General features: G+C 73.8%; 12 protein-coding genes. 2 read left to right on the plus strand and 10 right to left on the minus strand.

Features of this window, described 5'->3' with window-relative positions; translation table 11 throughout:
* Window positions 1–15: 15 nt before the first annotated feature.
* The 8 genes from CITRIK5_RS08560 to CITRIK5_RS08590 form a co-directional block, all read right to left on the minus strand.
* Window positions 16–1,137, minus strand: coding sequence for a lyase family protein (locus CITRIK5_RS08560; RefSeq protein WP_236557167.1), 1,122 nt, complete (start codon window positions 1,135–1,137; stop codon window positions 16–18).
* A 50-nt stretch (window positions 1,138–1,187) separates the two neighbouring features.
* Window positions 1,188–1,442 (minus strand): hypothetical protein, encoded by a 255-nt coding sequence (locus CITRIK5_RS12225; protein ID WP_236557168.1) that lies wholly within the window; start codon window positions 1,440–1,442, stop codon window positions 1,188–1,190.
* A gap of 104 nt (window positions 1,443–1,546) precedes the next feature.
* Window positions 1,547–2,194, minus strand: a complete 648-nt coding sequence (gene pcaG, locus CITRIK5_RS08565; RefSeq protein ID WP_020625037.1) for a protocatechuate 3,4-dioxygenase subunit alpha — start codon at window positions 2,192–2,194, stop codon at window positions 1,547–1,549.
* Window positions 2,194–3,003 carry a protocatechuate 3,4-dioxygenase subunit beta gene (pcaH, locus tag CITRIK5_RS08570; RefSeq protein ID WP_196489408.1) on the minus strand — a complete coding sequence of 270 codons (810 nt, stop codon included), beginning with the start codon at window positions 3,001–3,003 and terminating at the stop codon, window positions 2,194–2,196. The genes pcaG and pcaH overlap by 1 nt, the downstream gene beginning before the upstream one ends.
* Window positions 3,004–3,048: 45 nt before the next feature.
* A complete protein-coding gene (locus CITRIK5_RS08575; protein WP_036316631.1) occupies window positions 3,049–4,257 on the minus strand; it encodes a 4-hydroxybenzoate 3-monooxygenase in 1,209 nt (402 codons plus the stop codon).
* A gap of 123 nt (window positions 4,258–4,380) precedes the next feature.
* Window positions 4,381–5,169 (minus strand): IclR family transcriptional regulator, encoded by a 789-nt coding sequence (locus CITRIK5_RS08580; RefSeq protein WP_119217762.1) that lies wholly within the window; start codon window positions 5,167–5,169, stop codon window positions 4,381–4,383.
* Window positions 5,170–5,191: 22 nt separating this feature from the next.
* Entirely contained in the window at window positions 5,192–6,322 is a 1,131-nt protein-coding gene (locus tag CITRIK5_RS08585; protein WP_201294451.1) for a histidinol-phosphate transaminase, read from the minus strand.
* Window positions 6,323–6,379: 57 nt separating this feature from the next.
* Window positions 6,380–7,108 carry an IclR family transcriptional regulator gene (locus tag CITRIK5_RS08590; protein ID WP_049146523.1) on the minus strand — a complete coding sequence of 243 codons (729 nt, stop codon included), beginning with the start codon at window positions 7,106–7,108 and terminating at the stop codon, window positions 6,380–6,382.
* A 198-nt stretch (window positions 7,109–7,306) separates the two neighbouring features.
* Here CITRIK5_RS08590 and CITRIK5_RS08595 point away from each other — a divergent pair, with 198 nt between their 5' ends.
* Window positions 7,307–9,220 carry an FAD-binding monooxygenase gene (locus tag CITRIK5_RS08595; RefSeq protein ID WP_159833536.1) on the plus strand — a complete coding sequence of 638 codons (1,914 nt, stop codon included), beginning with the start codon at window positions 7,307–7,309 and terminating at the stop codon, window positions 9,218–9,220.
* A 35-nt stretch (window positions 9,221–9,255) separates the two neighbouring features.
* Here CITRIK5_RS08595 and CITRIK5_RS08600 read toward each other — a convergent pair whose 3' ends face one another.
* Window positions 9,256–10,788: a hypothetical protein gene (locus tag CITRIK5_RS08600; RefSeq protein ID WP_159833538.1), complete on the minus strand. Its 1,533-nt coding sequence runs from the start codon at window positions 10,786–10,788 to the stop codon at window positions 9,256–9,258.
* Window positions 10,785–11,222, minus strand: coding sequence for a hypothetical protein (locus tag CITRIK5_RS08605; RefSeq protein WP_159833540.1), 438 nt, complete (start codon window positions 11,220–11,222; stop codon window positions 10,785–10,787). Before CITRIK5_RS08605 ends, CITRIK5_RS08600 begins: the two co-directional genes overlap by 4 nt.
* Window positions 11,223–11,481: 259 nt before the next feature.
* On the opposite strand from CITRIK5_RS08605, the gene paaA reads away from it, so the two are divergent.
* Window positions 11,482–12,489, plus strand: coding sequence for a 1,2-phenylacetyl-CoA epoxidase subunit PaaA (gene paaA / locus CITRIK5_RS08610; RefSeq protein ID WP_144859535.1), 1,008 nt, complete (start codon window positions 11,482–11,484; stop codon window positions 12,487–12,489).
* Window positions 12,490–12,491: the final 2 nt, after the last annotated feature.

The following is a 12,491-nucleotide window of genomic DNA, read 5'->3' on the forward strand; positions in this document are numbered from 1 at the left end:
CTGACGGAGATGGTCTCAGGTGCGGGGCGGCGTCGTCGTGCCCCGGCGGGCGGCGAGGAGGCGGTCCACGAGGGCCTCGGCCTCCCCCGTGTAGGCGGCGGGGTCGAGGAGGTCGTCGAGGCGGGCGTCCGGAACGGACTCCGGGACCGCCGCGCGCAGCAGGGCGCGGAAGTTCCCCTCGCACGCCAGGGAGCGGTCCACGACGTCCTGGATCAGCCGCTTCCCGGAGCCCGGCTCGCCGGAGGCCTCGTCCAGCTCCGGAGCCAGCTCGGCCATGATCCGCTCGGAGACGAGCAGCGGGCCGGTGAGCTCCAGGTTGCGCCGCATGCGGTCCTCGTGGACGCGCAGGCCGGAGACGAGCTCGCGGGTCAGGGCCGCGGTCCCGCCGGCCACCCGCAGCAGGCGGCGCAGCGCGGGCCACTCGGCGTGCCAGGCCCCGTCCGGGCGCTCGTCGTCCGCGGCGCCGGCCGCCGTGTACACCCGCGCCGCGAGCCCGGGGGCGGACAGCGCGGCGGAGCGGATCAGCACGGAGAGCACGGGGTTCTGCTTGTGCGGCATCGCGGAGGAGCCGCCGCGGCCGGCCGCAAGCGGCTCACCGAGCTCGCCGTTCTCGATCCGCGCCGATGTCAGCACGTCGTTGGCGATCTTCCCGCACGCGGCCACGACGTCGGCCAGGGCCGCGGCCACGCCCGTGACGGCCATGCGGTTCGTGTCCCAGGGCCCGGCGGGGGCGGCGAGGCCCAGCTCGGCGGCGAGGTCCTCGACCAGGGTGAACGCGGTGACCTCGGGGCCGAGGGTCCCCGCGCGGTGCGCGCGGTCGACGTGCCCGGACAGGGAGGCCAGGGTGCCGGCGGCGCCGCCCCACTGGACGGGCAGGTCCGCGACGGCGGCGGCGAGCCGATCCGCGGCCTGGCCGAGGCCGTCGAGCCAGTTCGCGGCGCGCAGCCCGAAGGTGGAGGGCAGGGAGTGCTGGGCGAGGGATCGGGCGACCATCGGCGTCGAGCGGTGGGCGCGGGCCAGCTCCGCAAGCGCGTCCTGCGCGGCGGCGAGGTCCTCGGCCAGGATCGCGCCCACCCGGCCCACCATGACCATCAGCGCGGAGTCCACGACGTCCTGGCTCGTGGCGCCCAGGTGCACGGCGCGGGAGCCGGCCGGCAGCTGCGCGCGCAGCGCCTTCAGCGCCGGGATCAGGGGGGGGTGCCGCCGCCCTGGGCCCCGCGGGCGAGCGCGGCGAGGTCGTAGGCGTCCGGGTCGCCCGCCGCCGCGGCGGCCGCCGCCTCCGCCTCCGTGGCGAGCCCGTGCCGGGCGAGCACGCGCACCCATGCCGCCTCGACGTCGAGCAGGTGCCCCAGGAAGGTGCGGTCCGCGGTGGCGGCCTCCGCCCGACTGCCGGCCCAGGCCGGATCCAGGAGGCCGACGTCGGCGACGGCGGCTGAGGTCATGGCGGGCTCCTGGGGTCGGAGGGGTGGGATCGGGCTCCGGAGGCGGCGTCAGGCCCGACCCGTCCCGCGTGTGGGAGGGGCCGGGCCTGCGGCCGAGGCCGGCGTCAGTCGAGCTCGGGGTACTCGATGCCGGGGAACTGCAGGAACACGGTCTCCTTCGGTGCGTGCTCCCCGGGGCCCTGGATCCAGATGTCGAACTCGAGCGAGCCGTCGTCGTTCCGGGTGCCGATCAGGGTGCGACGGCGGTCCTCGTCGAGGGAGGTCAGGAACGCGTCCTGCACGATCGCCTCGGCGTCCTCGGGCAGGTACACGCGGGTGTGCAGCTTGTTCAGCAGGCCGCGGGCGAACACGACGACGTGGATGAACCGGGCGCGGTCCTCGTTCACCACGCCGGGCTCCACGGTGGAGAAGGTGTAGCGGCCCGCGTTGTCCACGGCGCAGCGGCCCCAGCCGGTGAAGGTGAAGCCGTCCTGGACGAGGGAGCCGTCCTCCTGCGAGATGACGCCCTCGGCGTCGGCCTGCCAGATCTCGATCATGGCGTCCGGGATCGGATCGCCGTTGCCGTCGTAGACGGTGCCGAACAGGCGCATCGCGTCCGCGCGGCCCGCGGGGACCAGCTGGTGGCCGTCGCGCCACGGCAGGTGGACCTGCTCGTAGCCGTTCGCGTAGCCGAAGAACGGGCCGATGGTCTGGCCCGGGGTGGGGACCAGCCTCCCGTCGGCGGTGCGCTCGGTGGTCTCGTCGATCCGCATCAGTGATCGCCCTCCTCGTCTTCCATCCAGGTGCGGTGGCTGCCCGTGAGCACGATGTCCCACCAGTAGCCGGTGTTCCACTCGTGGCTGGTCACCGAGTGGTCGTAGGTGGCCACGAGCCGGTCGCGGGCGGCCTGGTCCGTGATGCCCTGGTAGATCGGGTCCAGCGGGAACAGCGGATCGCCCGGGAAGTACATCTGGGTGATCATGCGCTGCGTGAAGTCCGTGCCGAACAGGGAGAAGTGGATGTGCGCCGGGCGCCACGCGTTGCGGTGGTTCTTCCACGGGTACGGGGCCGGCTTGATGGTGGTGAACTCGTAGGTCCCGTCCGCGCCGGTCAGTGTGCGGCCGATGCCCGTGAAGTTCGGGTCCAGCGGCGCGGGGTGCTGGTCCCGCTTGTGCACGTAGCGGCCGGCCGCGTTGGCCTGCCAGATCTCCACCAGCTGGTGGCGCACGGGGCGGCCGTCGTCGTCGAGCACGCGGCCGCGCACCTTGATGCGCTCGCCGATCGGCTCGCCGTTCTGGCCGACGGTCAGGTCCGCCTCGAGCGGGTGCACGTCGCGGTGGCCGAAGGCCGGGGACCACAGCTCCACGGTCTCGGGGTCGGCGTGCACGAGCGACTTGGTGGGGTGGCGGAACACCGACGAGCGATAGGGCGGGAAGTCGAGCCGCGGCTGGGTCTCGCCCTGGGCCTGGGCATGGACGGCCGCGATCTCTTCACTGATCTGCCCCTGTGAGTCGCGGGTGGCGGCTGGATCGAGCACGTGGGCGCTGTCGAACGTGTCGTCGTCCTTGGCCTGGGCGGCGATGCTCACGTCGGCTCCTTTCTCTGCGGGGTCGGGGATCGGTCGGGCTCAGGCGGAGGGCCAGCCGGTGTACTGCTCGGCGAGGAACTGCCGTCCGTAACGGGACTGGACCACGTTGCGGAGCTCACCGCGCACGCGCATGTCCTCGAACTCCGAGGCGTCCGGGCGGGCGTGGAGCATGGTGGTCATCCAGTAGGAGAAGTTCTGGTCCTTCCACACGCGGGTCAGCGCCGTCTCCGAGTAGGCGTCGAGCAGGTCGCGCGAGCCCGTGGCGGCCCACGACTCGAGCGCCTCGGCCAGGACGCGCACGTCCGCGAAGGCGAGGTTCAGGCCCTTCGCCCCGGTGGGCGGGACGGTGTGTCCGGCGTCGCCGGCGAGGAAGACGTTGCGGTGACTCAGCGGTGTGCGCACATAGGAGCGGAAGCCGAGCACCGTCTTGTCGATGATGGGGCCGGTCTTGAGGGTGAAGCCGTCCGGGCCGGCCACGATGCGCTGCAGCCGGTCCCAGATCCGGTCGTCGGACCAGTCCTCCACGCGGGTCGAGGGGTCGCACTGGAAGTACATGCGCTGCACGGTCTCCGAGCGCTGCGAGATCAGGCCGAAGCCATGCTCGGAGCGGGCGTAGATCAGCTCAGGCGAGGACTTGGGCGCCTCGGCGAGGATGCCGAACCAGGCGAAGGGGTACGCGTGGAAGTGGTCCTCGCCCTCGGTGTCGCGCTGGAGGGCCTTGCGGACGGTGGAACGCGAGCCGTCCGCGCCCACGAGGATGTCGCAGCGCAGTTCCTCGACCGGCCCCTCCTCGCCAGCGGCCACGGAGCGGAACCGGACGCCGGGGGTGTCCGAGTCGACGTCGAGCACCTCGAGCACCTCGGTCTCGAAGCGGACGTCGCCGCCGTCGCGCCGCCGCGCCGCGGCGAGGTCGACGAAGACCTCGTTCTGCGCGTACAGGGTGACCGTGGCACCCACGAGCTCCGGGAAGTCCAGGGCATGCGACTCGCCGTCGAAGCGCAGGATGATGCCGCGGTGCTCGTCGCCCACCGTCCTCACCCGGCCGTCGACGCCCATGTCCGTCAGCATCTCCACGCTGGGCTGCTCGAGGATGCCCGCGCGGTGGGTGTGCGCGATGGTCTCGGGGTCACGGGACTCGAGGACGACGTTGTCGATCCCCTGCCGCGCGAGCAGGTGGGAGAGCATCAGGCCGGCGGGCCCGCCGCCGACGATGCCGACGCGGGTGCGGGTCACGGGGGGCTGGGTCATGGCGTCCTTTCCGGGGGACGTCACCGGTCGGGCCGGGCGGGTCGGGCCGCGCGGCCGGGGCCGGCGGCGGAGGTCCCGACCATCCTGTGGCGCAGGACACGGCCCGCGCCCGGCCGTTCTCACTCAGTGAGAATGGCCGCCGAGTCCGCGGGCGATCCCCCGGGCGGCCGTCATCAGCAGGGGCGGCACCCCCGGGGTGTACGGCGCCTCGCGGGGGACGACGACCCCGAGCGCGGCCGCCGCCACGCCGTCGGCCCCGCGGACCGGCACGGCGACCCCCCGGGACTCCTCGTCCAACGCGCCGTCCACGGCCGCGTACCCCTCCCGCCGCACATCCGCCAGAAGCGCTCGCAGCCGCGGCTCGCTGGGCGTGGCCACCCGCGCCCGCACGCCCGCGGGCACCGCACGCCCCGACTCGAGGGGATGGTGATCCACGACGGCGCCGAGCCGGTCCCGGTGCCGGGCGATGAACCGCTCCGCCGTCTCGACCGGGGCGTGGGTGAGCAGCACGAGTCCCAGGGCGGTGGTGAACGGCGGCAGCCGACCCGCGACGTCCGCCTGGTTCACCACGGCCCCCTGGGAGGAGAGCCGGGCGAGCACGAGGACGCCGTCGTCGTCGAGGACCGCGAGCTGCGTGTGCTGCCGCAGGACCGACTGCACGTCCACGAGGAACGGCATGGCCGTCCGGGCCAGGGACATGCTCGGCGCGCTCCGGGAGGCCATCTCCCACAGCCGCAGGCCGGGCCGGACCACGCCGTCCTCGTCCTTCTGCAGCAGCTCGGCGCGCACCAGCCGGTCCACCCACCGATAGGCGGTGGCCAGGGGCAGCTCGGTGCGCCGGGCCAGGGCCGCCACGGTCAACACCGGACGCTCCGCGTCGAACGCGAAGCGGACCCGGATCAGCCGGTCCAACGTGCCGCTCGCGCCGACCCGCTCACGTCAGGAAGTCGCGCGCGACCTCGAGGAAGCGGTCGTTGGCCTCCTGCTCGCCGATGCTCACGCGCACGCCCTCGCCCGCGAACGCTCGCACGGACAGGGCCTGGGCCTGGGCGGCCTCGGCGAACGCCTGCGTGCGCTCACCGAGCGGCAGCCACACGAAGTTGGCCTGCGAAGAGGGCAGGTCCCAGCCGGCCCCGGCCAGAGCGGCGGCGACGCGCTCGCGCTCGTCGACGACGACCTGCACGCGCTCGAGGACCTCGTCCAGGTGCTCGAGCGAGGCGATCGCGGCCTCCTCGGCCACCGTGGACACCGCGAACGGGGTGGCCACGGTGCGCAGGGCCTTCGTGATCTCCGGCTGCGAGACCGAGTAGCCCACGCGCAGGTTGGCCAGGCCGTGCGCCTTCGAGAAGGTGCGCAGCACGACGACGTTCGCGTGCTTGCGGTACATCTCCAGGCCCTTGACCGCGTCCTCGTCGCGGACGAACTCCACGTAGGCCTCGTCGATGACCACGAGGATGTGCGCGGGCACGCGCGCCAGGAAGTCCTCGACCTCGGCGGTCGTGAGCACGGGGCCGGTCGGGTTGTTGGGGGTGCAGAGCAGGATCACGCGGGTCCGCTCTGTGATCGCCTCCAGCATGGCCGGCAGGTCGTGGCGGTGGTCCGCGGTGAGCGGCACCTGCACGTCCACGGCGCCGGCGGTGCGCACCACGATCGGGTAGGCCTCGAAGGAGCGCCACGCGAAGATCACCTCGTCGCCCTCCCCGGCCTCGCCGTGGCCGGCGAAGGCGGTGATGACCTGGGCCAGGGCGCCGAGGGAGCCGGCGCCGGTCACGACGTCGTCCGCCGGGACGTCCAGGTGCGCGGCCAGGGCCTGGCGCAGGCCGGTGGAGAGGGTGTCCGGGTAGCGGCAGAGGGTGCTGGGCGCGCCCTCCGGGCCGGTCACGACCTGACGCACCCGGTCGATCACGCCGGACACGGGCGCGTAGGGGTTCTCGTTCGAGGAGAGCTTGTAGGGGTGCAGGCCCGGGACGGCGACCGGCGGCTTGCCGGCGGCGTACGGCGGCAGCATGCCGACCTTCTTGTGGGGGGCGACCACGGCGGGCGTCTGCGGTGCGTCATCAGTCATGGCCACCAGGGTAATGCGGGCCGCGGACGCTGTGATCCGCCCCACGGGCCCCGGGGTTCAGGCTGCGCCGAAGGCGACGGCGACGGCCCGGGCCGCCTCACCGAGCCGGTCTCCGAGGCGCGCGGGGTCCTCCGGCCGCGTCGCGTAGACCACGGCGAGGGCGGCGGGCAGCTGGCCCGGGACCCGCAGCGGCACGGCCACCGAGGAGACGCCGGTGATGACCTCGTCGGAGCTGACGGCCCAGCCGCGCTCCCGCACGTCGTCGAGCTCGGGCCGCTCGGGCGGGGCCTCGCCGGGCAGCCGCGCCCACTCCTGTCCGGTCAGGGCGACGGCGATCGCCATCCCCGGCGCCCCGATCCCGAGGGGGTGCCGGGTCCCCGGCCGCTGCGTGACGAGGTTGCCGCTCGGCGGCTCGGCCGTGGCCAGGGTGAGGCAGTGCGCGCCGTCCCACACCACCAGGAACGCGGTCATGCCCAGGTCCGTGGAGACGGCGGTCAGGTGCGGCATGGCCGCCGCGCGTAGATCCTGCTCCACCCGGCGGGCGAGGACGGCCAGGCCGGGGGCGGCGTGGACGCGGCCGAGGCCGTCGCGGCGCAGCAGGCCGTGGGTCTCGAAGGTGCGCAGCACACGGTAGGCGACCGAGCGATGGACGCCCAGGCCGTCGGCGAGGTCGGCGATGGTGGGCGGCTCGGGCGCCTCCACGACGGTCTCGAGCAGGGTGAGCGCGCGGGAGAGCGTCTGGGAGGGCGCGCCCTCCCGGACCGGGCCGCCGTCGTGCTCCGCCATCCGTGCTCCTCGCCTCGCGTGCCGGACGTGACGCGCCCGGGGCGTGTTCGACCCGCGCGCCGGTTGTGAACCCGGTCACGTCCGCGTACAGTCTGGCACACATGTGTTCCCAGGGGGAACACCGTGTTCTCTGAGAGAACACGCCGTCGGGTGGCACGCGCGCCGCGCAGCGACATCCCCCGCAGCGAAAGGACCCTCATGCTCTTCCACCACCACGGCTACGTCTCCACGAACCCGCGCGTCCAGGTGGCGGCCGGCATCGGCCTGGACCGCCCCGCCGAGCTGCCGGACGAGATGGACGTGCTGATCGTCGGCTCGGGCCCGGCCGGCATGATCGCCGCCGCCCAGCTCGCGATGTTCCCGGACGTCCACACCCGCATCATCGAGCGCCGCCCCCACCGCCTCGAGATCGGCCAGGCGGACGGCATCCAGGCACGCTCCGTGGAGACCTTCCAGGCCTTCGGCTTCGCGAGCGAGATCATCGACGAGGCCTTCGACCTGACCTCCATGGCGTTCTGGAACCCGGCCGAGGATGACGCGGACACGATCGTGCGCACCTCGCTGGCCGAGGACGACCCGGAGGGCGTCTCCGAGTTCCCGCACCTGATCGTGAACCAGGCCCGCATCCTGGACTGGTTCGCCGAGTACATGAAGAACTCCCCCACCCGCGCGCGGCCGGACTACGGCTGGGCGTTCGAGACCCTCGAGGACACGAACGACGGCGAGCACCCCGTGCTCGTGACCCTGCGCCGCACCGTGGACGCCCAGGGCAACGCCCTCGAGGACCCCGCCTCGGGACCAACCCGCCAGGTGCGCGCCAAGTACGTGGTGGGCGCGGACGGCGCGGGCTCCCGCGTCCGCAAGGCGATCGGCCACACCCTGACCGGCGACGCCGCGAACCACGCGTGGGGCGTCATGGACGCGCTGGCCGACACGGACTTCCCGGACATCCGCACCAAGTGCGCGATCCACTCGTCCAGCGGCTCGATCCTCCTGATCCCCCGCGAGGGCGGCCACCTGTTCCGCATGTACGTGGACCTCGGCGAGGTCCCGGCGGACGACAACCACCAGGTGCGCCAGACCCCGCTCGAGGAGATCATCCGCCGGGCCCAGCAGATCCTGCGCCCCTACACGCTGGACGTGAAGGAGGTCGCCTGGCATTCGGTGTACGAGGTGGGCCACCGCCTCACCTCGGGCTTCGACAACCGCGAGCGCGTGGCCCACCCCAACGTGTTCCTGCTCGGCGACGCCTGCCACACCCACTCCGCGAAGGCCGGCCAGGGCATGAACGTGTCCATGCAGGACGGCTGGAACCTCGGCTGGAAGCTGGGCCAGGTGCTCTCCGGGATGGCCCCGGCCGAGCTCGTGCCGACCTACTCGGAGGAGCGCAAGGAGATCGCCAAGAACCTGATCGACTTCGACAAGGAGTGGTCGACGCTCATGGCCAAGCCCACCTCCGAGCTGGGCGACCCGAACGAGGTGGCCGAGTTCTACACGAAGACCGCCGAGTTCCCGGCCGGCTTCATGACGCAGTACCGGCCCTCCCTCCTCACCACGGACGCCACCGGTCAGGCGCTGGCGCAGGGCTACCCCATCGGCAAGCGCTTCAAGTCGGCGCTGGTGGAGCGCTCGTGCGACACCAACGTCAAGCACCTGGGCCACCTGCACCGCGCGGACGGCCGTTGGCGCGTCTACGTGTTCGCCGACGCCGCCTCCCCGCGCGCCGAGGATTCGAAGGTCGCGGCGTGGGCGAAGGCGATCGAGGAGGACCCGCGGTCCTTCCGCAACCGCCACACCCCGTCGGACGGGCCGGAGGACGCCCGCTTCGACATCAAGGTCGTGTACCAGCAGAAGCAGACCGAGTTCGCCCACCCGGACGTGCCGTCGATCTTCCGGCCGACCACCGGCTCCCTCGGCCTGCACGACCTGAACAACATCTTCGCCACGTGCCGGCCCACGCACGGCGAGGACATCTTCGAGGCCCGCGGCATCAGCCGTGACGGCGCCGTCGTCGTGGTCCGCCCGGACCAGTACGTCTCCGGCGTCTTCGGCCTGGACGAGGTCGACCGCCTGAACGCGTTCTTCGCCGGCGTGCTGCTCGACGCGAACTGAGCGAGCGGGCGACGGGCACCCCGCCGCCGGCGCGCTCACCGGGATCCCGGGGGCAGGTGGCCCCGCTCGGGCGGCGTGCGGCGCAGGCGCACCGCCCGGCTCGAGGCCACGGTGCCGGCGGTCAGCCCGGCCAACGCGGCGGAGAGCCCGGCGACCTCCGCCCGGGACGCGGGCTCGGCGGCCTCGAACTGCCGGATCAGGTCCACCTGGGCGTCGAAGTCGTGGGCGACGCCCAGGTCGTCCTCGACCGCCAGCGGAGAGGCGGTTCGGAAGCCACCCCCGGGCGCATCCCATCCGTGGCCGGCCGGGTGGAAGACCACCTCGGCCCGGCGCGACGAGACGGGGGTGGGCGCCCCGTCCGCGGCGACGGCCAGGTCCCCGTCCGAGGAGAACTCCAGCACCGCGGTCCGCCCGGTCTCCACCGCGTTGCCCGACGGCGCCGCGATCGTCATGACGCCGGCCACCGGATACACGGACGTGAAGTCCTCACGACCGGCCAGGTTGACGGCGTGCACCCCGCCCTGGGAGTAGCCGGCCAGGACGAGCGGTGCGCCGTGCGGGACGCCGGCCGCCTCGAGCGCCGCCCGCACCGCCGGGGCCGTGACCTCGGACTCGGAGCCGAGGGCGTCCAACAGTCCGCCGGCGTCCCACGGGTCGGTCGACTCGGGATCCGGGATCAGGCCGCCGCGGGTGCCCGGCAGGCCCACCACCCAGGCCCGACTCCCGTTCTCTCGCACCACCTCCGTGACCGTGAGGTCTCCGTCCCCCTCCGCGCGCGGGATGAGCGAGGCCAGCCCCGTGGCCGAGCCGTCCAGCAGGGCGGGCGCCGTCGGCCGGTCCTGCGGCGCCCCGTGCGGGGTCACCGCGCCCCGGGGCGCCGCGCCGGCGAGGGTCAGGGCGTCCGCCGTCACGGTCCATGCCTCGTCCGGGGAGACCCGCAGCGCCTCGGTGAGGTCCGACGCGGCATCCGTCCCCTTCTTCGCGGCGGAGGAGACGGGCCGCTTCAGCACGCGCTTCTGCGCCCTCGTCAGCATCTTCACGTCGATCCGTGCCAGGGCCGCGAGCAAGGGGAACCCGGCGGCCGCGAGCATGGCGGCCACGATGGCCTCGGGCACCGCCTGGACGACGTCCTGCACGAGCCGCTCCGCCTCGCGGGTGGTGAGGCCGTCATGGCCGTCCCGCCAGAGCAGCGCCGGCAGTTCCCCCAGGGAGGCGTCCTCGGCGGCCATGATGCCGGCCGCCGCGCGCTCGGCCTCCTCGTAGCGGGCCGCCGCGGAGAGCAGGTCACGGTGCAGCTCGGCGCACTGCTCCGACAGGTTCCGCACCCGACCGACCGCCTCCGCCAGTCGGTCCTGCAGCAGGGCGGCGGAGGCGAGCCACGTGGCCGACCGGCCCAGCCCGAAGGCGGCCGCGTCGACCTGCCACGAGGCTCCGGCCGCCTCGTCGGCGGCGTGCTCGTGCCGCCCGGCCACGACGCGCATCTCCTCGGCCTCCGCGTAGATCGAGCCCGGTCCGCCGTGCGTGCTGAAGGCCACCGCCCCCGGGCCGGCACCCCGCCCGCCGGTCACGCCGCCACCGCCAACGAGCGCAGGACGGCCAGCGCCGTCTCCTCGGCCGCCCACTCCCGGGCCTCGGCGTCTCGGCGTGCGTCCTCCGCCTCCCGCTCGGCGGTGGCCCGCAGGGCGAGCCACTCCCCGGCCTCCCGTTCGAGCCCCGCCGCCAGGGTCGCCGCCCGCCGCACGGCCTCCCCATAGGCGCCGGCGGCCTCGCCGCGCCATGCCGTGTGCAGCGCCGAGCGCACGTCCGTGGCGGCGCTGACCAGCCCGCCCAGCGCCGTGCGCAGCTGCGTCTGGGCCACGGCGAGGTCGGCGAGGGCCTGCTCGGCGGCCTCCCGCTCGCGCCGGGCGGGGTCGGCCCACGCGACCAGGCGGGCGGCGTCGTCGTCGAGTCCGACGGCCCGCAGGGCCGTGGCGATCTGCTGAGGTCCGATGAGGGGTGACATGCGGCCACCGTAGGGAGGGCCCGGGCCCCGCGACTGCGGCGAGGGGCGATCCGGGGATGGGGGACGCCGTCGGGACGCCTGTGCAGGAGCCAACCCTCTCGCACCGTCCCGGCGGCCGCGTCGCACCCGGGTCGCGCCGGCTTCGGCGTGTTGACCGAGGTCACACCCTGGCCTATTCTGAACGAGCGGTCAGTAATTCGATGCGCCCCGGTGCGCCCTGACCACGGAACCAGCCCGCACTCAGCGTGAGGTGATCCCCATGACGCAGACCAGCTCCCCCCAGCACCTGGCCTCCGTCCCGTCCCCCGAGGATGCGGCCGGCCAGGAGAACTTCGATCGCCTGATCGCGGAGGACTCACGCATCGAGCCCCGCGACTGGATGCCCGAGGCGTACCGCAGGTCCCTGACCCGCCAGGTCTCCCAGCACGCGCACTCCGAGATCATCGGCATGCAGCCGGAGGCCAACTGGATCACCCGAGCCCCCTCCCTGAAGCGCAAGGCGATCCTCATGGCCAAGGTCCAGGACGAGGCCGGCCACGGCCTGTACCTGTACTCCGCCGCCGAGACCCTCGGCACCCCGCGGGACGAGCTGAACGCGCAGCTGCTCTCCGGCCGCGCGAAGTACTCCTCGATCTTCAACTACCCGGCCCGCACCTGGGCGGACATGGGCGCGATCGGCTGGCTCGTCGACGGCGCCGCGATCTGCAACCAGGTGCCGCTGTGCCGCGCCTCCTACGGCCCGTACGGCCGCGCGATGGTGCGCATCTGCAAGGAGGAGTCGTTCCACCAGCGCCAGGGCTGGGAGATCCTCTACGAGCTCTCGCACGGCACCCCGGAGCAGAAGCAGATGGCCCAGGACGCCGTGGACCGCTTCTACGGCCCGGCCCTGCAGATGTTCGGCCCGCCGGACGAGGACTCCCCCAACTCCCGCCAGTCCATGGCGTGGAAGGTCAAGCGCTTCTCCAACGACGACCTTCGCCAGCGCTTCGTGGACATGATCGTCCCGCAGGCCGAGGCCCTCGGCCTCACCCTGCCGGACCCGGACCTGAAGTGGAACGAGGAGCGCGGCCACTACGACTTCGGCGAGCTGGACTGGGACGAGTTCATGTCCGTGATCAAGGGCAACGGCCCCATGAACACCCAGCGCATGGCCCGCCGCATCCAGGCCCACGAGGAGGGCGCCTGGGTCCGCGAGGCCGCCGCCGCCTACGCCCGCCGCCAGGCCGAGCAGAACGCGCCGGCCGAGACCCACCTGATCGGAGCCTGACC

The organism is Micrococcus sp. 116, from assembly GCF_902506395.1.
Classification (GTDB): Bacteria; Actinomycetota; Actinomycetes; order Actinomycetales; family Micrococcaceae; genus Micrococcus; species Micrococcus luteus.